21 protein-coding genes and 1 other RNA gene are annotated in these 22103 nt (G+C 39.0%); 13 read left to right on the forward strand and 9 right to left on the reverse strand.

The features are described from left to right. Positions 1-31 precede the first annotated feature (31 nt). From JG479_RS11330 to JG479_RS11340, 3 genes are all read left to right on the forward strand, one after another. Positions 32-589, forward strand: coding sequence for a sigma-70 family RNA polymerase sigma factor (locus JG479_RS11330; RefSeq protein WP_032827217.1), 558 nt, complete (start codon positions 32-34; stop codon positions 587-589). Continuing rightward, positions 589-1341, forward strand: a complete 753-nt coding sequence (locus JG479_RS11335) for a DUF3379 family protein (RefSeq protein ID WP_039489227.1) — start codon at positions 589-591, stop codon at positions 1339-1341. Before JG479_RS11330 ends, JG479_RS11335 begins: the two co-directional genes overlap by 1 nt. Before the next feature lie 164 nt (positions 1342-1505). Next, positions 1506-2360: a Tim44 domain-containing protein gene (locus JG479_RS11340; RefSeq protein ID WP_200219344.1), complete on the forward strand. Its 855-nt coding sequence runs from the start codon at positions 1506-1508 to the stop codon at positions 2358-2360. Between the two features lie 47 nt (positions 2361-2407). Here the strand turns inward: JG479_RS11340 and ggt are convergent, their stop codons facing one another. Both ggt and JG479_RS11350 read right to left on the reverse strand, forming a co-directional pair. Further along, positions 2408-4081 (reverse strand): gamma-glutamyltransferase, encoded by a 1674-nt coding sequence (ggt, locus tag JG479_RS11345; RefSeq protein WP_200219345.1) that lies wholly within the window; start codon positions 4079-4081, stop codon positions 2408-2410. Positions 4082-4179: 98 nt separating this feature from the next. Then, the gene (locus JG479_RS11350; RefSeq protein ID WP_200219346.1) at positions 4180-4722 is read right to left on the reverse strand and encodes a GNAT family N-acetyltransferase; all 543 of its coding nucleotides are present in this window, start codon (positions 4720-4722) and stop codon (positions 4180-4182) included. Between the two features lie 51 nt (positions 4723-4773). Between JG479_RS11350 and JG479_RS11355 the strand changes: the two genes are divergently transcribed. Next, entirely contained in the window at positions 4774-5139 is a 366-nt protein-coding gene (locus JG479_RS11355; RefSeq protein ID WP_004335608.1) for a hypothetical protein, read from the forward strand. 101 nt (positions 5140-5240) lie between these two features. Here the strand turns inward: JG479_RS11355 and fabB are convergent, their stop codons facing one another. Beyond that, positions 5241-6452 (reverse strand): beta-ketoacyl-ACP synthase I, encoded by a 1212-nt coding sequence (gene fabB / locus JG479_RS11360; protein ID WP_004335606.1) that lies wholly within the window; start codon positions 6450-6452, stop codon positions 5241-5243. Between the two features lie 179 nt (positions 6453-6631). On the opposite strand from fabB, the gene mnmC reads away from it, so the two are divergent. The 3 genes from mnmC (at position 6632) to JG479_RS11375 (ending at position 9850) form a co-directional block, all read left to right on the forward strand. After that, entirely contained in the window at positions 6632-8641 is a 2010-nt protein-coding gene (gene mnmC, locus JG479_RS11365) for a bifunctional tRNA (5-methylaminomethyl-2-thiouridine)(34)-methyltransferase MnmD/FAD-dependent 5-carboxymethylaminomethyl-2-thiouridine(34) oxidoreductase MnmC (RefSeq protein ID WP_200219347.1), read from the forward strand. 67 nt (positions 8642-8708) lie between these two features. Next, a complete protein-coding gene (locus JG479_RS11370) occupies positions 8709-9032 on the forward strand; it encodes a hypothetical protein (RefSeq protein ID WP_004335602.1) in 324 nt (107 codons plus the stop codon). A gap of 182 nt (positions 9033-9214) precedes the next feature. Further along, entirely contained in the window at positions 9215-9850 is a 636-nt protein-coding gene (locus JG479_RS11375) for an NAD(P)-binding oxidoreductase (protein ID WP_165743642.1), read from the forward strand. A 178-nt stretch (positions 9851-10028) separates the two neighbouring features. Here the strand turns inward: JG479_RS11375 and JG479_RS11380 are convergent, their stop codons facing one another. Beyond that, on the reverse strand, positions 10029-10787 hold the full coding sequence (locus JG479_RS11380; RefSeq protein ID WP_200219348.1) for a sulfite exporter TauE/SafE family protein: 759 nt from the start codon (positions 10785-10787) through the stop codon (positions 10029-10031). A 186-nt stretch (positions 10788-10973) separates the two neighbouring features. Between JG479_RS11380 and JG479_RS11385 the strand changes: the two genes are divergently transcribed. The 3 genes from JG479_RS11385 (at position 10974) to JG479_RS11395 (ending at position 13578) form a co-directional block, all read left to right on the forward strand. Further along, on the forward strand, positions 10974-11978 hold the full coding sequence (locus tag JG479_RS11385) for a YHYH protein (protein WP_200219349.1): 1005 nt from the start codon (positions 10974-10976) through the stop codon (positions 11976-11978). A gap of 35 nt (positions 11979-12013) precedes the next feature. Then, positions 12014-12310 (forward strand): hypothetical protein, encoded by a 297-nt coding sequence (locus tag JG479_RS11390; RefSeq protein WP_039489211.1) that lies wholly within the window; start codon positions 12014-12016, stop codon positions 12308-12310. A gap of 161 nt (positions 12311-12471) precedes the next feature. Continuing rightward, on the forward strand, positions 12472-13578 hold the full coding sequence (locus JG479_RS11395) for a hypothetical protein (RefSeq protein ID WP_234047855.1): 1107 nt from the start codon (positions 12472-12474) through the stop codon (positions 13576-13578). 98 nt (positions 13579-13676) lie between these two features. On the opposite strand, the gene ssrA is transcribed toward JG479_RS11395, so the two are convergent. Next, positions 13677-14033: a transfer-messenger RNA gene (gene ssrA / locus JG479_RS11400) on the reverse strand. A 263-nt stretch (positions 14034-14296) separates the two neighbouring features. Between ssrA and JG479_RS11405 the strand changes: the two genes are divergently transcribed. Continuing rightward, positions 14297-15922 (forward strand): DUF342 domain-containing protein, encoded by a 1626-nt coding sequence (locus JG479_RS11405; RefSeq protein WP_182737335.1) that lies wholly within the window; start codon positions 14297-14299, stop codon positions 15920-15922. Here JG479_RS11405 and rnt read toward each other — a convergent pair. Beyond that, positions 15906-16610 carry a ribonuclease T gene (gene rnt, locus JG479_RS11410; protein ID WP_002961267.1) on the reverse strand — a complete coding sequence of 235 codons (705 nt, stop codon included), beginning with the start codon at positions 16608-16610 and terminating at the stop codon, positions 15906-15908. The two genes, JG479_RS11405 and rnt, sit on opposite strands and share 17 nt — an antisense overlap. 202 nt (positions 16611-16812) lie before the next feature. On the opposite strand from rnt, the gene JG479_RS11415 reads away from it, so the two are divergent. After that, positions 16813-17691: a flagellar protein MotY gene (locus JG479_RS11415; protein WP_002961265.1), complete on the forward strand. Its 879-nt coding sequence runs from the start codon at positions 16813-16815 to the stop codon at positions 17689-17691. A gap of 68 nt (positions 17692-17759) precedes the next feature. Here JG479_RS11415 and JG479_RS11420 read toward each other — a convergent pair whose 3' ends face one another. After that, positions 17760-18653 (reverse strand): DMT family transporter, encoded by an 894-nt coding sequence (locus JG479_RS11420; RefSeq protein WP_200219351.1) that lies wholly within the window; start codon positions 18651-18653, stop codon positions 17760-17762. A 216-nt stretch (positions 18654-18869) separates the two neighbouring features. Between JG479_RS11420 and JG479_RS11425 the strand changes: the two genes are divergently transcribed. Then, the gene (locus JG479_RS11425; protein WP_200219352.1) at positions 18870-20072 is read left to right on the forward strand and encodes an aromatic amino acid transport family protein; all 1203 of its coding nucleotides are present in this window, start codon (positions 18870-18872) and stop codon (positions 20070-20072) included. Positions 20073-20145: 73 nt separating this feature from the next. Here JG479_RS11425 and JG479_RS11430 read toward each other — a convergent pair whose 3' ends face one another. Next, positions 20146-21336, reverse strand: a complete 1191-nt coding sequence (locus JG479_RS11430; protein WP_002962951.1) for an amino acid aminotransferase — start codon at positions 21334-21336, stop codon at positions 20146-20148. Positions 21337-21416: 80 nt separating this feature from the next. Beyond that, a complete protein-coding gene (locus tag JG479_RS11435; protein ID WP_002962950.1) occupies positions 21417-22076 on the reverse strand; it encodes a GAF domain-containing protein in 660 nt (219 codons plus the stop codon). Between the last annotated feature and the right edge of the window lie 27 nt (positions 22077-22103).

Consider the following 22103-nt stretch of genomic DNA (forward strand, 5'->3'; position numbering starts at 1 on the left):
TAACTAATAATTTTTAATTAAAAAAGTGCTTATGCTTGGAAAGAAAAAATCAAACAATCAGGTCTTAATCGATATGGCAGAGAAACAAAAGCGTTATGAAGCCTTGGTCCACGTTTACAATAAAGAGCTTTATCGCTTTGCTTATTGGTTATGCCGTGATCCACACATAGCAGATGATTTAGTACAGGAAACGTTTTTACGCGCATGGCGTTCACTCGACTCTTTACTTGATCAAAAGGCAGCTAAACCCTGGCTGCTTACTATATTACGAAGAGAAAACGCACGCCGCTTTGAACGTAAACAGTTTGATTACAGCGACGTAGAAAACGATACGCTTGTTGATGAAACCAGCCATTCATTAGACGATGAAATGGAACAAACGGTAATTCAACGCCAGATTGCACTGCTATCTGATGAATACCGAGAACCATTATTACTGCAAGTTGTAATGGGCTGCTCTGGTGAAGAGATTGCAGGCATACTTAATTTAAATAAAAACACGGTAATGACTCGTTTATACCGTGCCAGAAATCAACTTAAAGAGGCTTTAAGCCGTGATGATGAACAACTTAAAGGGGCATCAAAATAATGGATGAACTTGAGTTTCGTCGCCGCACTATTGCGCAGCCAAACGACATTGACAAGGAGCTTATGGAATTTGCTGACAATAACCCAGAGCGACAAAGTTTTATTAACGATATGAAAGATTTTGATAAATTCATTCAAGATTCTTTAGATATACCTGTGCCTGAAAATCTTGCAGACCGCATTCTTTTAAACACATCGTTAAAAGAAAAAGCACTCCAAGAAGAACAAGCAACTGGTAAAAACGTGGTTGATGCTCGATCGCGTTTTAAGTTTGACCGTGTACATCTTGCGTTAGCAGCGTCTTTTGTAGTGGCGATCAGTGCCTTCTTTTTTAGTACAGAGCAAAATATTGCACACGAAGCGGGTGAGCATGCGCTTGCCCATGTGTACTACGAAATTAATGCGCTTGATAAAAAAGACCCCATTAGCCTACAAAGCGTTAACGACAAGCTTGCAGTATTAGGTGGTCATCTTGATGAACTTCCTGGCGCTGTAACTTATGCCATGTTTTGTGATTTTAAAGGCGAAAAAGGTCTGCATTTAATATTTGAGTCTGACTTTGGTCCTATGACGGTATTTATAGTGCCTTCTGAAAATAAATCATTTGGTTTTGGGGATGACAACTTCCGTGATGAACGCTTTGAAGGTCACATTAATCGTGGCTCACAAGCTGATACTATTTTAGTGGCAAGTCTTGGAGCACCTCTAGATACATACAATGAACGCGTTACTGGCGCAATTCGTTGGCTTTAAAATAGACAAATTTACCGCTTAGTTTCTACTGAGCGGTTTTTTGATTATATACTCACCAACAAAGCGTTTCTTCACTCCCCAAAACCTCTGATTTTTAAAGTAATTAATTAAATTCCTAAAGAAAGTAAATTATAATCGCGGCTCGATTTTAATTAGGGAATTTCATGAAGAACATCATCGTTATTTTTTCATTATTGGCATTATTATGTACTGCCAGTTTTGATGCACACGCACGTAAAAAGTTTGGCAGTAGTAAACGCGGACAGACACCTGCAACACAACAAACAGCGCAAAAACAACAAACAGATACAACAACACCTAACGCTACACCTAAAGCCACATCAAATAAAAAAGGCATTATGGCAGGCGTTTTTGGAGGGCTTTTAGCGGGTGGCTTAATTGCAGCAATGTTAGGCGACGATTTTGAAGGTTTTCAGCTATTAGAATTGATTTTATTAGCTGGCGGACTCTTTATTTTATTTAAGCTAGTAACGGGCTTTTTACGTGCTAATCGTGCCCCACAACTTGCCAGTGCAAGTACAAGTGCTCAACAAAATGCTTTTAAACAAGCACCTATCGAGCAACCAACAAGTACAGGCTTTGCAAGCAATGCACCACAAGGTGAAAGTGTGCCTTTTAATTTACCACCTAACTTTGACGTTAATGGCTTTTTGCAAGGTGCCCGTAGTCATTACCATACGCTACAAACTGCATGGAACAATGCCGATTACACCACAATGGCTGAATACTTAAGCCCTGCACTTGTTGCCGAGTTTAAAGCTGAACGTGAAGCTATACAAAGCGTAGAAACAGAAGTGATGTTTATTGATGCCGAACTTGTGCGCGCAGATACAAACGCGCAATCGTGGCAGGTTAGTGTTCGCTTTAAAGGTAAGTACCGTGATTTAGGCGATAAAAAAGAAGAGCCTATTTTAGAAATTTGGCACTTAGAGCGTCTAATTTCAGACGACGCTCCATGGCTAATAGTGGGTGTTGAAGATTTAATTGATACTCAATAATTTTGTATTGTTTAAAACACCGCGCTTTTAACGCGGTGTTTTTTTATTTAAAAAACAATCGATTTTCCACGTCCTGATGCTTCAGAAGCGGCATCTAATTGGCCCTCTTTATTAATAATAACGTGTAAGTCACCAAAGTGATTCTCATCTATGGTGTAACCCATTTTTGTAAGCTCTGCTTTTACGCTATCGGTTAAACCTATGTGTGTTCTAATTATATTTTTAGGCCACAGTTGATGATGAAAACGAGGGCTATTTACAACCTGCTCTGCACTCATATCAAACTCTATCGCATTTAAGATAGATTCGTACACAGAGCTAATAATGGTTGTGCCACCAGGGGAGCCTGTCACCATTTTAACGGTGTTGTCTTTAAGGAGTATTGTAGGTGTCATAGAGCTAAGCATACGCTTGTGCGGCTGTATTTCGTTAGCTTTGCCACCTATTGCACCAAACACATTCATAACGCCTGGTTTGGCGCTAAAGTCGTCCATTTCATCATTTAAAATAAACCCTGCACCTTCAACAACTACACCGCTACCAAACCCTAAGTTTATTGTGGTGGTATTTGCGACAGCGTTACCCATTTTATCAACGATTGAAAAGTGTGTAGTTTGCTCACTTTCTTTAAGGCCCGGTTTAATATTTTCGGTAGTCGAGATAGCGGTTAACGAAATGCCATTACTGCGCTCTTTGAGGTAGTTAATATTAGTTAATGCGTTGACTGGTACATCAAAAAAATCAGGATCGCCTAAATACTCCGCCCTATCTGCAAATACACGTTTACCTATTTCAGAAAGTAAGTGTACATACTGAGTAGAGTTATGCGCTAAGCCCGCATCTGGTTTTTGTAACTCATACATTTTAAGCCACTGTAAAATAGCAATACCACCAGAACTCGGCGGTGGCGAAGTAAGTACTTCATAACCATTCCAACTCGCTTTAATAGGTGTACGTGATTTAGCGGTGTAACTTTTTAAATCATCTTGATTAATTATACCGCCATGTTGGTGCATAAATTTAGCAATAATATTTGCAGTTTCGCCTTTATAAAACCCATCTTGGCCGTTATCACGGATACGCTTTAGCGTTGCCGCTAACTCGGGTTGCTTAAATACTTTATTAGCTTTTACATCAGCAAAGTATTTTTCGAAGTTTACATTTATTTTTTGCTCTTTTAGATGGGCTATATAATTGTTCACACCTTTTGCTAACTTAGGCGGAACTACAAACCCTTGCTCAGCCAACGTTACCGCTGGTTGTACTAATTCTTCCCACTTTAAAGTGCCATGTTTTTTATGGGCAAGCCACATGCCCGCTACACTGCCAGGTACACCGCTTGCGTGAATACCATATATTGATTTGTTTGCAATAACATTACCTTGCTCATCTAAATACATATCACGATGAGCCGCTGTTGGCGCTGTTTCGCGATAATCTATAAAATCGCCCTTGCCATCTTTTTGAATAAGCATAAACCCCCCGCCGCCAATATTGCCGGCTTCAGGAAGCGTTACTGCAAGTACAAATTGTGCCGTAATAGCCGCATCAACAGCATTACCGCCTTGCTCTAATATACTTTTAGCAGCATCGGCACTGAACGAGTCAGGCATTGCTACCGCGCTTTGCGATAAAGGCTGCGCTAAAACACTAAAAGCAGCGAACTGTAAAACCAGCACACTTTTGACAATTAATTTACTTGGTGCAAAAAACAATCCCATACAACATCCTTAATTTATTATTTTTTAGTTACGCATTCTTATTAATGCACGTCACTTAAGGACAGGTCAATCTTTATACTGTTGATATTTAATCATCTTTAAACGTTTTTTGAATAAAGTACCGCGGGTAAGTCGCCTTGCTCGTCTGTATGTGTATAATTTTTTATAAATTGCAGACCTAGCTTTTTCATTATATTTATAGAGGCCGTATTATCTTTTAGTGCCGTTGCACTTATCGCCTTAACGTCATCTTGCTTTATAAGTTCATCACATAATGCTAAAGCCGCCTCGGTTGCATAACCATGCCCCCAACTTGCTTGCTTAAAGCGCCAGCCTATTTCAATATCACTGTAGTTTGGTGCATCAGTAAAAAAGCACATAGGCCTTATTAATACCCAACCTATAAATGTATTGGTTTGCTTTATAGTGATACTCCACAGCCCCCAGCCTTTTAGATCATTTCGATATGCGAGCATACGAGGCACACCCTCATTTTTTATTTGCTCTAAAGAGGTAGGTTCACCTCGTGTTAAATACTGCATTACAGCTGGGTCTTGGTCGAGTTCAAATAATTGAGGCCAATCATGCTCATTCATTAATTTAAAATTTAATCGTTTTGTTACGGGGGCGTTCATTTTCATTGTTGTATAGTCTGCCTCGAATTAATTATCAGTCTCTAAAGGAGATAGCACATGAATAAATTAGCAGGTTTAGCTTTATTAGGCACTTTAATTACATTAACTGGTTGTGAAGATGCCAACGAAGTAAAAGAAGATACAAAAGATAAAAGCGCACAAATGCAAGAAAAGCTTGGTGATGCATGGAACGACGTTAAAGAGACAACTAACGATCTTAAAAATGACGAGTCTTTAAACGAGCTATTAGAGCAAAGTAAAGCAATGGGCTTAGACATGTACGACGACGGCAAAGAGATTGCGGTAGACGCATGGATTAAAAGCAAAGAAGCTGCTGGCGAGTTAACTGAAAAAACTAAGCAAAAAGCGCAAGAAATTGCAGACGAAATTGAGCAAGCGCGTCAAGAACATAACGAAGGTTAATTAAACTTTCGATAATAAAAAAGGAAAGCCTCGGCTTTCCTTTTTTGTTTTGGGCTATTTAGCCCAGATATGCGTTTGCATATAGGGCTTATAAGCTCGAATTAACCTTTGTACTTACTCATAACTAAAGTCGCGTTTGTGCCACCAAAGCCAAAGCTATTAGACATTACAGTATTTAACTCAACATCACGACGCTCAGTAATAATATCTAAACCTGTCGCTTGCTCATCTAGCTCATCAATATTAATTGAAGGTGCTACAAAGCTGTGCTCTAGCATTAATAATGAGAAGATAGCTTCGTGAACACCTGCAGCACCTAGGGCATGACCCGTCATTGCTTTAGTTGCACTGATCATTGGTGATTTGCCACCAAACACTTCTTGTATCGCACCTAACTCTTTAACATCGCCTACAGGCGTTGATGTGCCGTGCGTATTTAGATAATCAATACTATCTACATCTTGCATAGCTTGGCGCATACAACGTGCTGCACCTTCGCCAGATGGAGCAACCATGTCGTAGCCATCTGATGTTGCACCGTAGCCAACAATTTCAGCGTAAATGTGCGCGCCACGTGCAAGTGCATGTTCAAGTTCTTCAACTACAACAATACCGCCGCCGCCAGAAATAACAAAACCATCGCGATTAGCATCGTATGTACGAGATGCTTTTTCAGGTGTTTCATTGTATTTAGTAGAAAGTGCGCCCATAGCGTCAAATTCCATTGCTAATGTCCAGTGTAGCTCTTCACCACCACCAGCAAACACAACGTCTTGCTTGCCAAGCTGGATTTGCTCTACGGCATTACCAATACAATGCGCAGATGTTGCACATGCGGAACTAATTGAATAGTTAACACCTTTAATTTTAAATGGTGTTGCTAAACAAGCAGATGTAGTGCTCGCCATAGTGCGTGGCACCATATAAGGCCCTACACGTTTTACGCCTTTTTCACGTAAAATATCAGCAGCTTCTACTTGCCATTTAGACGAACCACCGCCAGAGCCAACAATAATACCCGTGCGCTCATTTGATACTTGGTCGTCAGACAAACCTGAGTCTTCAATTGCTTGCGTCATTGAAATATAAGAGTAAGCAGCAGCATCTCCCATAAAGCGCATTGCTTTGCGGTCAACGTGTGCTTTAACGTCAATATCAATTTTACCCGATACGTTACTACGTAACTTATAATCGGCAAATTCTTGATTAAAAGCGATGCCGCTTTTGCCTGTTTTTAACGATTCTAATACTTCTTCTTTGTTGTTACCTATACTTGATACAACACCGATACCTGTAATTACAGCTCTTCTCATGGGTAATTCCCTTAGCTTAATACTTAATTGCATTCTATTTTACGCGAATTTAATCACCTAAGTGGTCAGCTTTCTAGCGTACACTTGTACTCTGAACTGCTAGCTTATAAATAACGCCAGACTATTTCAAAGAAAACCCGTAAAATAATTAAAAAATATATCTATAAAATTAAAAAATCATGATCAAAAATGCACATATACACTTTAATAATTTAGGTACACCTTTCGCTAATGACTTCGGTGATATTTATTTTTCTAATGACGATGGCTTAGCTGAATCGCATTATGTGTATTATGAGCAAAATAATATAGATGCACGATTACAAAATCATGACCAGCCACATTTTGTTATTGCCGAAACCGGCTTTGGTACAGGTTTAAACTTTTTAAATACATGGCAACGCTTTACTGACCACCTTGCACGTCAACAAGTTCAAAATCAATTAGATAATGGTGTTAAACGCTTACACTTTATTTCATTTGAAAAATATCCACTGCACATAGACGATTTAAACAAAGCACTACAGGCATGGCCTTCATTAAGCGCCTTTAGTAACAAATTATCTAAACAATACCCAATTAATTTAGAAGGATGCCACAGACTCGAATTTGACAATGGACTTGTTGTTCTCGATTTATACTTTGGTGATGCACTTGAATCAATACAAGCAATGAGCTATCCGCAAACAGGAATTGTTGACGCTTGGTATTTAGATGGTTTTGCGCCAAGTAAAAACCCCGAAATGTGGCAGCAAAGTTTATTTAATTCTATGGTCAATATATCAAGGGCAAATGCAACCTTATCAACATTTACTTCAGCAGGTTTTGTTCGCCGTGGATTAATTGATGCAGGCTTTAATACTAAAAAAGCCAAAGGCTTTGGCCAAAAAAGAGATATGCTTGTTGGCCAACTAGAGTGCGTAAATGATGCTCAATCAGCTCCTGCATATTTTCATCAAGATAGCAGCGCTTTAAAAAATGTAGCGGTCATTGGCGGCGGTATAGCCAGTAGCTGCATTTTATATAGTTTGGCTAAACGAGGCATAGCAAGCCAATTATTCTGCCAAGATGAAAAACCAGCTATGGGGGCATCGCACAATGTGCAAGGCGCTATCTACCCTCACCTACAAGCTAAAAATTCACCGCACAGCGAATTGTTTGCACATAGCTTTTTATACGCAAAGCGCCTATATAACAACTTACTTAGCAGTGGTTTTAATTTTGATTACGATTGGTGCGGCGTATTACAACACGCAGTAAAAAAGCCTCTGGCCGATAAACATGAAAACTTAGCACAAAAACAACTGTGGCCAACCCAGCTAATGCACAACGTAACCGCAGAGCAAGGCGACGAAATAGCCGGCGTAGAAACAGGTTATTCGGGCGTGTTTTTTGAACAAGGCGGCTGGGTTAACCCTCCGCAATTAGTAAACGCCATGTTAAGCGCTGCAAATAGCATAACCCCATTTAAAAGCGTATTTAACTGCAATATAAAACAGCTTAAAAAAACTGATAGCGGTTGGTTTTTATTAACGAATGATGAGCAGTTAGGTCCTTTTAGTGATGTAATTATTTGTGCGGGCGAGCACAGTGATGCATTTGAGCAAACAAAAGCGCTACCAATAGTAGGCGTACGCGGGCAAGTTTCACATATTGAGGCAAGTGAGCAATCACGCAAACTTAAAACAGTGCTATGCCATAAAGGGTATTTTACCCCAGCCTATTTAGATCATCACTGTATGGGTGCAACGTTTGAAAAAAATACCAAAAGCCGTCAAGTTACAGCGCTCGACAATCAGTTAAACCAAGAGCAACTACTTAGCTTTTATCAGCAAAGTGAATTTGCCTCAACCCTTGGCAACATTACCTCGGCAAAAGCAGCTGTACGATGCACATTTATAGATCACCTACCAATGGCAGGGCAATGGTGCGAACAAACTGATTACACTATGGCTTTTGCTAACCTACGTTTAGGTAAACGCTATCAGTACGAGCAACTTAATAAGCCACAACAAGGCCTACATATTTTTACCGGCTTTGGCGCCCGCGCTTTATGTAGCGCACCGCTAAGCGCAGAACATCTCGTAAGCTGTTTAAATAACGAGCCTCGCCCATTAAGCGAACGTGTAAGCCAAGCTATTCACCCTGCTCGGTTTATAGTACGAGATTTAATTCGTAATAAAATTTAAATGACAAAGGTGCTTATTGAGGTAAAATAAGTACCAATAAATGGAATTTATTATTTAAAGGACTTTAATGAAAACTTTAGCATTTTTAATAATACTGCTATGCACTCTATCGTTTAATGTACTTAGCCAAAACGTCACTGAAATCCCACTTCCTGAAGAGTTTGTTACAACAATGGATGTAGCCGGCGAATATCCAATGGTTCGCACTGGTTATTTAACAGATTCAATTTCTGATATCGCTCGCTTTTATCAGCAAAAATTAGGTGAGCCGTTAAAAACAAACGGCAATAATACATATCGCACTTTGTTTTATAATTACCAAGAACATAAGGTTCGTATTAGTCTATATCGCCGTAGTTATGTGACCGAAGTGAGTATAATGGTTGAATAAAAAGTTCTAAAAAACACGCCAAAAGCAGCTAATTTTAATGCTCAGTTAAGTATTGAATTTTAATTAAAGTATTTTTTGAAATTAGCTCATTTAAACTCTTCTTTACCCTTTAAAAATCATCCCCTACCCCAAGGTCTGTTTGTAAGCACATTACTTTTACTATTTATTGGAAGGAGTTAATTATGAGTAAGACCTTAATTATTGGCGCAAGCGGACAAATAGGTAAAATGGCAACTGAGCTACTTTTAAAAAATGAGCAAAATGTTGTGGCATTAGTGCGTGACAAAAATAAGCTAAGTGATTTAAACAGCTCTTTTTTAACTATTGTTGAGCAAGATCTTGAAGGCGATTTTGGCGAAGCAATAAAAGGCTGTGACCAAGTGATTTTTGCTGCAGGTTCTGGCGGAAATACGGGCGATGATAAAACTGTACTTATTGATTTATGGGCTGCAACTAAAGCAGCTACCTTTGCAAAAGAGCATGGCGTTAAACACTTTATTATGGTCAGCTCAATCGGTGCAGACGACCCAGATTCGATTCAAGGTGATTTAAAACCTTACTTAGTTGCTAAGCACATGGCTGACGAGCACTTAATCAATAGTGGTTTAAATTACACCATTGTTCGCCCTGGTACACTGACTGATGATAGCGCTTCAATGCAAGTAACGACGCAGCGACCAAGTGATCGTTCTGAGGCTAAAATTAGCCGCGAAAACGTAGCCAATGCATTATTACATATTGCGACTAACTCATTTATTAGTAACCGCATTTTTGAGTTATTTGATGGCGACAAACCAATTAAAGCTGCTGTTAAATAAGCTTTAATACCAATTTAATTAAACGTATGAACAATTATTGCAAATTAGTATAGTTCATCGATAAGCCAAAAAATTACAGTGTAGTCGCTCTATATCAGTCACTTTTTGGCGCAAAGAATTATTTAATCCGCTTAAGTGATTTATGTTTAATAAAATTAAATTTACTCCACTAAGTAAATTAGTGGAGTAATATTTTAATACCTTGCCAACCGAGCTGTAGCGTTAATAACGTTAAAACGACTCTAAAAATACGCTTAAATTTATCCCCAGACATACTTTTAAGTAATTTAATTCCAAACCAAGTACCTACAGCACCACTTATTACCATAGCAATTACAAGCGGCATCCATTGCCAAAAGCTAAAGCCAACAGCACCATAAATTACCGCTTTTAATAAATGCTGCACACTCATAATGCTCGAAAACGTTGCCGTAAATTTTAACTTTTCGTAATTATTTATATATAAACAGCTACCAACTAATGGCCCGCTCGCCCCCACAAACATAGAAACAAAAGTTGTTATGCCACCGGCGACCATGCGCCATAGCTTAGAGGTTAGTTTTACTGGCGGCGTTTTACCCCACAGTAAATAAATAACAAAAATAGCGACCACTAACTTCATAGCATCAAGCGATATATCATCAATAACAAAACTTGATAACCCCGCCCCTACTAAGCCGCCTAACGCAAAATATACAAACATGCTTTTATCAATATGCTTAAAGCTGAGTAATAACCTATTTGCATTAGAGCCAAGCTGTACTAAACCATGCACAGGCACAACAACTGCCATAGGCATAAACGACGCCATAACAACAAGCAACATTAGCCCGCCACCCGCACCAAATGCAGCAGATATAAAAGAAGTAAAGCCAGCGGTGATCATTAACAATAAAAACAAAAATAAAGACATGCTGTCGGGAAATAAAAAATCCATAAAACTCCACTGTCTATTTAAGTACTTTTAAGTCGCAGTATTTAAATAGTAAAAAAGGTACTAAACACATTTATAGCAACTTTATCAGCTTCTATCTCGTGCTATGTACTATGTTGCGTTGTTTTTGCACTTTGTTTGCACATTTAACAAATATTATACATTCAACTTCATTACCGGATATTTTTGATGAGAAGATTTAACACACCAATTTTGACACCGCTTGCAGTGTGTATATTTGCACTGAGTTTAGCCGCCTGTAACGGTAGCGATGCTGAAAGTACCGTCGTAACTGAAACAACGACCGATGAGGGCACTACAACAGATACTTCAACCGATTTCGTTGTAGAAGTTGACCCTTTTAACTTTGAAAGCGATGCGCTCATTTCATCAATTACCACTCAAACATGTACGCTAAGTAATGGCGATGAAGCTTCATGCTACAAAATTGATATTGCCGGTGCGCCTTCAAATTACGAGATTGGTGTATTTTGTCCTAGAAATATCACATCAACAGCAGACGAAGCCGGTATTTGGTTTGATGGCACCGGTGAGGTTTACGATATAACTGGCGACTTTATTTTAAATCTACCAACATTATATAACGATAACCATTGGCAGCTATACGACGAAGGTACAGGCCTTGTAAATGTAACAGACACACAAGAATCGTGTGATGGTGCTGCACGTCCAAACGTAGAGGAGCAATACCAAAACCACTGCGTAGAATGCTCTATTGATTATGTTGATGGCGGTATATCAGAATCATTTTTAATACCAATAACGCCTGTTGCAACCACTCAAAATAGCAGTATTGGTAACACTAATGTAGGTGTTGCTCTCAATGGTGTTGTACTTGCTGCACCCGCCCCTGTTGAGGCTATTTTAGGCGCATACACTATTGCAGCCTTTGATGATTGCGCCGGGCATATTAACTTAGTAGCAGGTTATCACTACCACGGTGAAGCAGGCTGTAGCCAAACACAAATCCAATCAGACGGTCATGCCGCCATGATGGGTTATGCACTCGATGGATTTGGTATATTTGGCATGCTTAACGAAGATGGATTAGAACCCACTGATTTAGACGAATGTAGAGGCCACACCGACGATACACGCGGATACCACTACCATGCAGCCGATGTATCTGAAAACATGTTTATTGGTTGTTTTAAAGGTGCTACCGCAAGATAACTCGCATTCTGGCCAAATAATTAACTGAGATACTAATGAAAATATTTAACGTAATAAAAGCCCTAACCACTGGCTTTTTACTTGCAACCTCATGCTCAGCGCTAAGCCATGCAGGCCACGGCTCAAACGTGCCTTGGGAAGCATGTGAAGAAAAAGCCATTAATGAAGATTGCAGCTACATAAGCCATGATAAAAAAGCGACAGGCACATGCCAAGCAATGAACAAAGTACTTATGTGCGTTCGAAATAAACCACTTGAAACATTAATAGACAAAGCAACCCAACCTGCCAGTGAGCAAAAGCAATCTGTAAAATCACTCGCAAAACGATAAAGTAAAGTAACAGCTACACGCCAAAGTCTTAACGCTGTTTGTTAAGACTTTTTTAATCACAAATCATTAGAAAGCATACCCTTTATCTGTTAAATTAGCTTTGTGTATCAAATAATAAAAATAAAATTCCAAAAATGGAATTACACAAGCAAGGTACTAACGTGAGCGCTACATTTAAAATTGTTTTTAATGGTCAGTTATATCAAAATACTGACCTTACCTCTGCCCAAGAACAACTCAGCCAACTTCTTAATATTCCTCATAATATTGTTGTTCAGTTATTTGATGGAAAAGCTTACGCTTTAAAAAAAGACTTATCGAGTATTGATGCTGTTAAAACAGAATCCTCACTAAAAAAGCTAGGATTAATTACTAAAGTAGAACCGCAACTCTCTACTGTAATCTCTCAATCTAAAAATAATCAAATAGCACTCACTGAGCACAGTAAAAATACAGATAAACACATTAGTGAAAGCTCTGATGGCAAAAGTATTTCAATACAAACCGAACGCCTAGATACAAGCGAAGCCTCAAATACAGCTGCAGCTATTAAGCAAAGTTATAATAAATATAAATTACTGCGTAACACTTTAAAAAGCGCATTGTACTTTTGCTATTGCGCACTTTGTATTATTACCATAATAGGCGTAGGGATCAGTGTTAATGCACTTAAAAACAACTTTGGCACTCTAAATATTGGAACTACAAATAACACAACTACAAACAGCTTAAGTTACCAAAACTATAAACAATATTTGATTGATCAAAATAGCCTAAATCAACCAACACAAAAAGTAACAAACGAGCGAACAGCTAACCCTACCCTACAAAAAAGTAATGAGTACTTTAGTCGCTTTTCATCGCTAATAAATAGCTACGCGCAAAGTACAGGACAAGCTGATATAAAAACAATGGGGGGCGATAAATTACAACAGCACCTACAAGAAATAGACGACCTAGGCCCTAAAAATGAATTTTGGCAGCAACTGGTACAACTTTCAAAAGGCTTAGATAACGATAAGCATGCAATAGGGATGCTAAACAATACTGATCCCGCCAAAGTACAATGGATAAACGCGGTAGATTGGATCAGCCAAAGCTATATTAGGCAACATCAAAACTCGCAAACTACAAACAACTCTCCTGTCACTACCTACGAGCCAAGTAACCTTATACTTAACCTAACGTTGTTAATAAGTATGCTGTCGTTATTTAGCCTGCTTGTGATTGCAATAAAAATGAAGCTACGCGCAATAAGACATTCTTAAACTCTATTTTATAAATTCCATAAAAAAACCCGCAAATTTGAATTAACAAATTTGCGGGTTTCTTATGGTTTTCGAATAACGAGTTCAAAAACCTTTATTGGTGGAGCTGGGGGGATTTGAACCCCCGTCCGAAAAGCCTCGACCGTCGGTACTACATGTTTAGTATTGTCATTTAATTAACCTTTAAGTCCCGGACAAACACGGTAAATAAAGGCGAGGCCGCTTAGTTTTAACGCTTCAACCCCGGCCAGGGTTTCCGTCGCGATCAGGTGTTAGGGTGACACTCCAAAATCCAGTCCACAAGAATACATGGAAGGAGCGCTAGCCAGCCTAAGCTGCTAGAGAGTAGTTATCGTCGTTTGCGATTACTTTAGGTTGCGGCTGTTTAACGAGGCAAACCGCACCTCGACATGCACCTTGGGCTTCTTGAATTCCGTCGAATCCTAATCAGCCCCTGAATTAGTAACTCAATTCAGAGCGTACAAACAGTATAACTGAGTAAAGTACTGATACTCAAGGCCTAGTAACGCTTTATTTTAATTGCGTGCACTAACCGAGCATTAAGTAACCAAAATTTAGTTTATGCAAGCCCATATAAACATTTGCTTAACAATGTGTTTAACCTGTGTTCAAATAAGGAGTTAAGGTTTTTGTCATTTCTAAACCTTTAGTTGTAAAAAACAAAAATAATAACAGGCATAGAGTAGGGAATTAATAAATGTCGGTTTTTTCATTTGATCAAAATACAGGGTTTGTCTCTTTAGTTAGTCACCCTATTGATAGTGGCTTTCCTGTTACAAGTACTCAGTTAACGCAAATGCTCGAACAATCTGAGTTTAGTGAGTACGAAGCTGTCATTGCCAATATTGGAAAGCTTTTTGCACCAACTAAAAACTATCAGGAAGTATCACTTGTCGTTGCTAAAGCGGTAGATGCGTCGCTTGTCATTAATATTGATGAAAAAAACATGGTCGCAGAAGCAACATTAACTACCGCTAAAGGTGGTGCGCTTTTGTCTATGGAAGGTGCGCAAAAAGCGCTTGCTGATGCAGGTGTTAAAAAAGGAATAAGCCCACGCGCGCTTGATACCTTTTTAGGCCAACAATTTGAAAAACCAGCAGGAAGCTCTTATAGCGCCATAATTGCACATGGGCGTAATCCTAAAAAAGGCAGCGATGCTAAATTTGTGCGCTTATGCTCAACAGCCCAAGACCGTGTGCTTAGCCCACAAGCTAAGGAAGGTGGTAAGGTTGATATGAAAAACCTTGGCGCTATTATCACCGTAAAACCTGGTACTCCCTTAATGCAGCGTATTGCCGCTACCCCTGGAGAAGATGGCTATACGGTATTTGGCGATTCAATTAGTGCAAAACCAGGTACAGATCACCAACTCCAGCCTTTCGAAGGTACAAAAGTAGATCCTAATAACCCTAATATGCTTATTGCCGACTGCAAAGGTGTGCCCGTTGCCCTACCCCGTGGTATGCGTGTAGATGACGTTTTGTGCTTTGATAATGTAGATGTAAGTACAGGCCACGTTGATTTTGATGGTAGCGTAATTATTACTGGCGATATTAAAGACGGCATGCGTGTAAAAGCCAATGGTGATATTACGGTACTGGGTTTTGTAGAATCAGGAGCTGTTGAAAGTAAAAGTGCGGTAACCATTATGCTTGGCGCAATTGGTAGAAAACGTGAAGGCGAGGAAGCATTTACATGCTCTATAACCGCTCAACGAACTATTTCTATTGGTTATGCTCAGTACTGCAATATTAAATCAGAACAAGATTTATTTATTGAACGCCAAGCTCTACATTGTGATTTAAGCGCTAGGCGATTAATACGTGTAGGCAAAGCAAATGATCCGCGAGGTAAAATTATTGGCGGTAATATTTTAGATGCTATGCGCATTGAAACAGGTGAGCTGGGCGCGCCAGCTGGTACTAAAACGCGCGTATTTTTAGCGCAACTCTGGTTTGAGCTTCGCCAAAAGCAAACACAAATAACCGATTTTGAAAAAGTACTTGCGACTAAAGTAACCGCTTTACAACAGGCTCGTGAAAAAGCGAGTAAAATTGCGGGGGCTGCTCAGCGCCAGCAATTCATGAATAAAATAACTGAAAATGAAAAGCATATAAAAATACGCTCTGCGCATATTCATCGTCAAAAACTACTTATTAAACAAAAAATAGTGCAATTACTTGCCAGTAGTCGTTTAAAAGTAAATGAATTAATGCACCCTGGTGTGGAGCTTAAAATAGCCAAAGATTCTAAACAATTTTCGCGTATTTACCCGCCCCACCTAGTTAAGCTAACTGAGGGTAAAATTACTCAGACGTTTTAGTTTCTTCGTTATTTTGTGTCTCAGTTTCAACTTCGCCATTTGCGTCGCAATCATCAGTTGGCGCTAATGGCCAACCACCTAATTGCTGCCAGCGATTTACTATTAAGCAATAAAGCTCAGCTGTACGTTCTGTGTCGTAAAGCGCTGAGTGTGCTTGGCTGTTATCAAACTCGATACCTGCCGCTCTACATGCTTTTGCTAATACAGTTTGCCCTAACGCTAAACCCGCTAAAGATGTTGTATCAAAGCTTACGAACGGATGAAATGGCGTACGCTTAATGTTATTACGCTCTATTGCTGCATTTAAAAAGCCATGATCGAATGCGGCATTATGCGCCACTATAACTGAGCGTTGGCACCCAGCGGCCTTTTGCGCTTTGCGTACTACTTTACATATTTCTTTAATTACTTCGTCTTCAGGTACTGCGCCACGTAATGGTGAAAATGGGTCTATACCGTTAAAGTCAATGGCTGCTTGTTCAATATTAGCGCCTTCGAATGGCTGAACATGAAAATGAACAGTATGATCTATGCTGAGCAGTCCTTCGTCATCCATTTTTAAAACAGAAGCTGCTATTTCTAACAAGGCATCTGTCTCTTTGTTAAAACCTGCAGTTTCAACATCAATAACAACAGGAAAAAATCCACGAAAGCGTTTTGCGAAAGGTGTTTGCTCAGTATTTGCCATAGTCTTCTTTGTTTATACGTGTAAGCTGACTATTATGTCAAAATTGATGCCCCCTAGGCTAGGGGATTTAAGTATTTATTGCTTTAAAATTGTAGGCACATAACTTGCTTTAACTTATAAGTTAGTTACGTAGAGAACAAACTAATCATCGCAGTCGTTAATTTGCCAAATTATTGGCATTCCCGGATAGCTGGAGAGCACCATGAAGTATAAGTTGTTATTTATTAGCCTTAGTATAAGTGCAGTGCTTTACAGTACTCACTCGCAAGCTGCTATGCGCCAATACACAGCAACCCAAGACAACTCCAACTGGGAAGTCGTTAAAACAACGCGCTTACAATGCCAATTAAATCATGAAGTTCCTTATTATGGGGAAGCTATTTTTAAAGCTTCAGCAAGTAAAAATAAAAACTTAACGTTTAATTTAGATATGGTTGTACGCCCAGATAATTACGCAATTGCTGGTTTAAAAGCCGTGCCACCGTCTTGGCGAGCAGGCTTACCGGCCCGTGATATTGCAAATATGAAATTACTTAAAAAGTTTGATGGTGAGCTGGGTAATAAAACCGCATGGGAGATGCTTAGCGAGCTTGAAAAAGGCTACTACCCTACTTTTTATTATCAAGACTGGCAAAACAGTGCCGATAAAATTGCCGTTGGTATATCGAGTGTAAACTTTAAACAAGCTTACTGGGCTTTTTTACAATGCCGTGATGAGCTACTCCCTTACAGCTTTGAAGATATTTCGTTTACTGTAATGAACTATCAATCTAACAGCAGTAAATTAACTAAATCGTCGCAACAACGCCTTGATAAAATTGCTGAGTATTTAAAAAATGATGCAAGCATAGAGTCCATTAGTATTGACTCATACACTGATAGCTATGGCGGCCGCTGGAATAACTTAGATTTATCGCGCAAGCGCGCCAAAACTATAAAAGATTATATGGTGAGCTTGGGTGTCGATGAAGCAAAAGTGCAAACCACCGGCTTAGGCGAAAAACGCTTTGTTGATAATAACGATAACATTTTAGGCCGAGACAAAAACCGTCGTTTAATTATTCAAATAGAGAAAATGTAGTAAAACTAATTGTGTTTACTTTCTTTAGCTTTAAAAACTTATCACCAAATTGAAAAAATGCAGTAAAACTAATTTGCGCTTACTCTCTTTCGCTTTAAAAATTTATCACCAAATTGGAAAAAGCCTAGGCTAATTAAAATAATAACCGCACCAATTATTAGCTCCTGGCTTAATGGCTCATTGTTTAGCCAAGCTCCTAAGCCTAACGCAAAGCTAGGAGTTATGAGCGTAGTAAGTGATACCGTACTCGCATTTAGATTTTGCAGTACATGAAAATACGCCAAAGCCCCAACTAAAGATCCAAACACACCTAAATAACCAATTGCCCACAATGATTTTGCACTCCAGTTCTGTATATGCAACTGACCATCTAATAACCACCAAGCAATAAAAAAGAGTGGGGTTACAAAAACTAAGGCACCAAATGTTGTTGCCATAGGGTGAATCGCAATTTGTACGCGCTTAATCATCACACCACTTAAACTAAAAAAGCAAACAGCCATAAACACATAAAGTAACCCGAGCCCTTGAGTTTGCGAGTTTTGTACTTGGTTATAACTAACAAAATATAAGCCGATTAAGGCGCACGCTAACGCCACTAATTTAATCGGGCTAAATTTAGGTTCATTTAATAACTGCTGAGCAAGCAAACCCGACAAAATAGGTGCAAGGCCAAACATAAGCGAAATAATACCCGAAGGGACTGTTTTAGCTGCCATATAGCTCAACAACATACCGCCAAAAATACCTATACTTGAATAAAAATAAAGTAAGCACGCATTTTTGCTCCAAGGTACTCTAATGTTTGTTATGGCAACAATTAAACCACCTAAAAACAACCCCACCAGCATACGCATTAATACAGCAAGCGTTGGCGATAGTGTTTCACTGCTCCACACAATCCCCAGAGGTGTAGTAGACCAAATGAGAACCATAAAAAAATACGATACTTTTACCGGCACATGCCAATCCTTAGCGTTTTATAACGCAATCCAACGTACATAAAATTATACCCTCACCACCCTATTTTAATACTTTTAAATGCATACAAGTCCTTAATAAATACAGTTGTAAATTGTAAGTTACATTTTAATACTGCTCTTTTATTACAAAACTATTTGAGATTTGAGTAACTAGTTATATCGTGCATTTATATTAATAATAATTAAGGTAATTAAGTGCTTAAAAATAAAACAACTGGAAGCATGTTAATTGTTGCAGGCACAACTATTGGTGCAGGTATGTTGGCACTGCCAATTGCATCTGCCGGGCTTGGGTTTAGTACTGCGCTTGCATTAATAATTGCTAGCTGGTTACTAATGACCTACACCGCACTACTCATGCTAGAGCTACACCAATATGCACCACGCGATGCAACGTTAAATACGTTGGCTAAATTATGGCTTGGGAAGCGAGGACAATACATCGCGAATTTTTCGATGGTTTTTTTATTTTACGCTTTATGCGCTGCTTATATTGCAGGTGGTGGTGCACAACTTCAAGCGCGTATAAATATAGGCTTTGATGTAAATATAGCTCCACAGTTTGGCTCTGTGATCCTCGCTGTTATTATTGCAAGTGTGGTAACGCTGGGCACTAGCAAGGTAGATAAACTAAACAGAGTGTTATTTACAATAAAAATTATTGTATTAGCTAGTTTGTTTTACATGCTAACCCCTTATGTACAAGGTAAGCATTTATTAGAGATGCCTGTAGAGCAAGGGTTAATCCTTTCAGCTATACCGGTTATATTTACTTCGTTTGGCTTTCATGGCTCTATTCCTTCAATTGTTAAATATGTTGGTGTAGAAATAAAAGTACTGCGCAAAGTAATGATTGCTGGAGCCGCCCTGCCTTTAGTCATTTATATTTTTTGGCAACTACTTAGCCAAGGTATTATGAGCCAAGCTGACTTACTCAACAGCCAAGGCCTTAGTGGCTTTGTATCAAGCGTGGCAAGTATTGCGCATAACCCAAGTGTAGCAACGGCCGTTAAGTTATTTGCTGATTTAGCACTTGCGACATCATTTTTAGGGGTGAGTTTAGGGTTATTCGATTTTTTTGCTGATACATTTAAAAAAGGTGACAATAAAACGGACCGAATTAAAACGGCCTTAATTACGTTTATTCCGCCGCTTGGCTTTGCATTATTTTATCCTCAAGGCTTTATTATGGCTTTAGGTTACGCTGCAATAGCACTTGTCGTACTTGCAATATTTTTGCCCGTAGCAATGGTTTATAAACAGCGTACAACATCAAATAAAACAGGCTACAAAGTTAAAAGTGGGAATGTTGGGCTTGGTATAGCAGCTATATGTGGCATAACTATTATTGCTGCGCAGTTTATGCAAATGGCGGGGCTTATTCCTGCTATCGGTTAAAGCTTTTTGTTTTAATTTAGATAATAAAAAACCGCACATCATTAGATGTGCGGTTTTTTTATATTAACTGCGTTTATTTACAAACGTCAGCTACAGCATTTGAAAAGTATTCAATATTTGACTGGCTAACACCTGCAACATTTACGCGGCTAGAACCAACAATGTAAATACCATATTCTTTTTGTAGGCGAGCAATTTGCTCTTTATTAATACCTAAGAAAGAAAACATACCGTTTTGGCGTTCAATAAATGAGAAGTCTTGCGCAATATCTTTAGTTGCTAAGCTTTCCTTAATTAAGCTACGTAAGCCATTTATGCGGCTACGCATTTCATCAAGCTCTGAGTGCCATAATTGTGTAAGCTCTGTACTGCTTAAAATAGTATTAACAATATCAGCACCATGCGCTGGCGGCATTGAGTAAATACTACGTACAACGCTTAGCATTACAGAGTTTGAAATATCTGCTGTTGCGCTATCTTTTGCAATTAGTGAACATGCACCAATACGCTCGCGGTATAAGCCAAAGTTTTTAGAACATGAAGAACAAATAATTAGCTCTTCTACTGCATCAGCTAAAATACGTAAGCCACGTGCATCTTCTTCAAGTGAAGCACCAAAGCCTTGGTATGCAATATCAACAAGTGGTGTAAAGCCAACTTCTTTTGCAAGTTCGGCAACTGTGTTCCACTGTGTTTCGTTTAAGTCCATACCGCTTGGGTTATGACAACATGCATGCACTAAAACCACATCACCTTTAGGCACTTGTTTAAGTGTATTGATCATTTCATCAAACAGTAAGTCTTTATTTTCGTAATCGTAATACGGGTATTCTTTTACTGTTAAGCCTGCAGCTTCAAACAAGCTAATATGGTTTGCCCATGTTGGGTTAGTTACCCATACTGTTGCATCTGCATTGCAACGCTTAATAAATTCAGCTGCAACGCGAAGTGCGCCCGTACCACCTGGCGCTTGCGCAGTACGTACGCGATTTGCTAGCAATGCTTGATGTTCGCCTAGTAGTAACTGCTCCATCTTTTGGCAGTAATCTAAGTTACCCGCTAAACCAATGTAAGATTTGCTCATTTCGTTTTCAAGACGAAACGCTTCAGCTTTTTTAACCGCTTTAAGAACCGGTGTATTGCCTTGCTCATCTTTGTAGACACCTACACCTAAATCAATTTTATTAGGGTTTGTATCTTGTTTATAGGCCGCCATAAGGCCAAGAATAGGATCTGTTGGTAATGGTTTTAATACTGAGAACATTGGCTATCTCTTATCGTTATTTAGGGGTTAGCTGTTAAGCTAAGCTTAACATAAAAGCACATCATGTTGACTAGCGTTATTTACACTAGAAAGTGAGGAATTTTAATACAACATGCAATTAAAACGGCAAGCGTCTTTTCATCAAAAAAATCATTTTTAAAGGCTTCAGCATCTACAATACCAACACATTCATTTTGTGTATTAAATAAAGGTAAGCAGGTTTCTGATTTAACTTTAGGATCGCATGTGTAGTATTCACCACCTTGTGATAAGTACTCTTCAACGTTATTAATAATACGGCCCTTGTGAGATAGCGCAACCTGTACGTTATTACTACCTGCCGCAAATGCTTGCGTTAAAGGGAACAACGGACGACTAGGCGCACCATGATAAGCCAATTTTAATAATTGTTTACCTTCACTAGTATTAGTTGATTGATAAATACCATACCAATCAACACTTGTTTGTTGCTCAATGTAGCTCACAATACTTTGTAAATTAGCTAGCTTGAATTGTGTTTGCTCATCACTTTTAAGATAGTCAGTTAATTTGAATGGCTCATCTTGTAGGTAACCAAATAAACTACACGCACCGCCCTCGCCAAGCTCAGGTATTTGATACTCCCAACAGACATCAGGCAAAGCTGTGTTTGCTAAATGTAGCTCAAGCTTTTCAAGCTCTGTTGAAATCAAAGCTGGATTAGCACTTAGTTGTGCTTGTTTTAGGTAAGAAGAAATCATTTGGCCATCCATACATCTAAAGTTTCG

The sequence above is a fragment of the Pseudoalteromonas sp. LC2018020214 genome (genome assembly GCF_016598755.1).
Taxonomy (GTDB): Bacteria; Pseudomonadota; Gammaproteobacteria; order Enterobacterales; family Alteromonadaceae; genus Pseudoalteromonas; species Pseudoalteromonas distincta.

What these genes read in the sequence shown, in the direction of transcription:
- JG479_RS11330 (WP_032827217.1), top strand. Translation starts at nt 32, where the DNA reads ATGCTTGGAAAGAAAAAATCAAACAATCAGGTCTTAATCGATATGGCA.
- JG479_RS11335 (WP_039489227.1), top strand. Translation starts at nt 589, where the DNA reads ATGGATGAACTTGAGTTTCGTCGCCGCACTATTGCGCAGCCAAACGAC.
- JG479_RS11340 (WP_200219344.1), top strand. Translation starts at nt 1,506, where the DNA reads ATGAAGAACATCATCGTTATTTTTTCATTATTGGCATTATTATGTACT.
- ggt (WP_200219345.1), bottom strand. Translation starts at nt 4,081, where the DNA reads ATGGGATTGTTTTTTGCACCAAGTAAATTAATTGTCAAAAGTGTGCTG.
- JG479_RS11350 (WP_200219346.1), bottom strand. Translation starts at nt 4,722, where the DNA reads ATGAAAATGAACGCCCCCGTAACAAAACGATTAAATTTTAAATTAATG.
- JG479_RS11355 (WP_004335608.1), top strand. Translation starts at nt 4,774, where the DNA reads ATGAATAAATTAGCAGGTTTAGCTTTATTAGGCACTTTAATTACATTA.
- fabB (WP_004335606.1), bottom strand. Translation starts at nt 6,452, where the DNA reads ATGAGAAGAGCTGTAATTACAGGTATCGGTGTTGTATCAAGTATAGGT.
- mnmC (WP_200219347.1), top strand. Translation starts at nt 6,632, where the DNA reads ATGATCAAAAATGCACATATACACTTTAATAATTTAGGTACACCTTTC.
- JG479_RS11370 (WP_004335602.1), top strand. Translation starts at nt 8,709, where the DNA reads ATGAAAACTTTAGCATTTTTAATAATACTGCTATGCACTCTATCGTTT.
- JG479_RS11375 (WP_165743642.1), top strand. Translation starts at nt 9,215, where the DNA reads ATGAGTAAGACCTTAATTATTGGCGCAAGCGGACAAATAGGTAAAATG.
- JG479_RS11380 (WP_200219348.1), bottom strand. Translation starts at nt 10,787, where the DNA reads ATGGATTTTTTATTTCCCGACAGCATGTCTTTATTTTTGTTTTTATTG.
- JG479_RS11385 (WP_200219349.1), top strand. Translation starts at nt 10,974, where the DNA reads ATGAGAAGATTTAACACACCAATTTTGACACCGCTTGCAGTGTGTATA.
- JG479_RS11390 (WP_039489211.1), top strand. Translation starts at nt 12,014, where the DNA reads ATGAAAATATTTAACGTAATAAAAGCCCTAACCACTGGCTTTTTACTT.
- JG479_RS11405 (WP_182737335.1), top strand. Translation starts at nt 14,297, where the DNA reads ATGTCGGTTTTTTCATTTGATCAAAATACAGGGTTTGTCTCTTTAGTT.
- rnt (WP_002961267.1), bottom strand. Translation starts at nt 16,610, where the DNA reads ATGGCAAATACTGAGCAAACACCTTTCGCAAAACGCTTTCGTGGATTT.
- JG479_RS11415 (WP_002961265.1), top strand. Translation starts at nt 16,813, where the DNA reads ATGAAGTATAAGTTGTTATTTATTAGCCTTAGTATAAGTGCAGTGCTT.
- JG479_RS11430 (WP_002962951.1), bottom strand. Translation starts at nt 21,336, where the DNA reads ATGTTCTCAGTATTAAAACCATTACCAACAGATCCTATTCTTGGCCTT.
- JG479_RS11435 (WP_002962950.1), bottom strand. Translation starts at nt 22,076, where the DNA reads ATGATTTCTTCTTACCTAAAACAAGCACAACTAAGTGCTAATCCAGCT.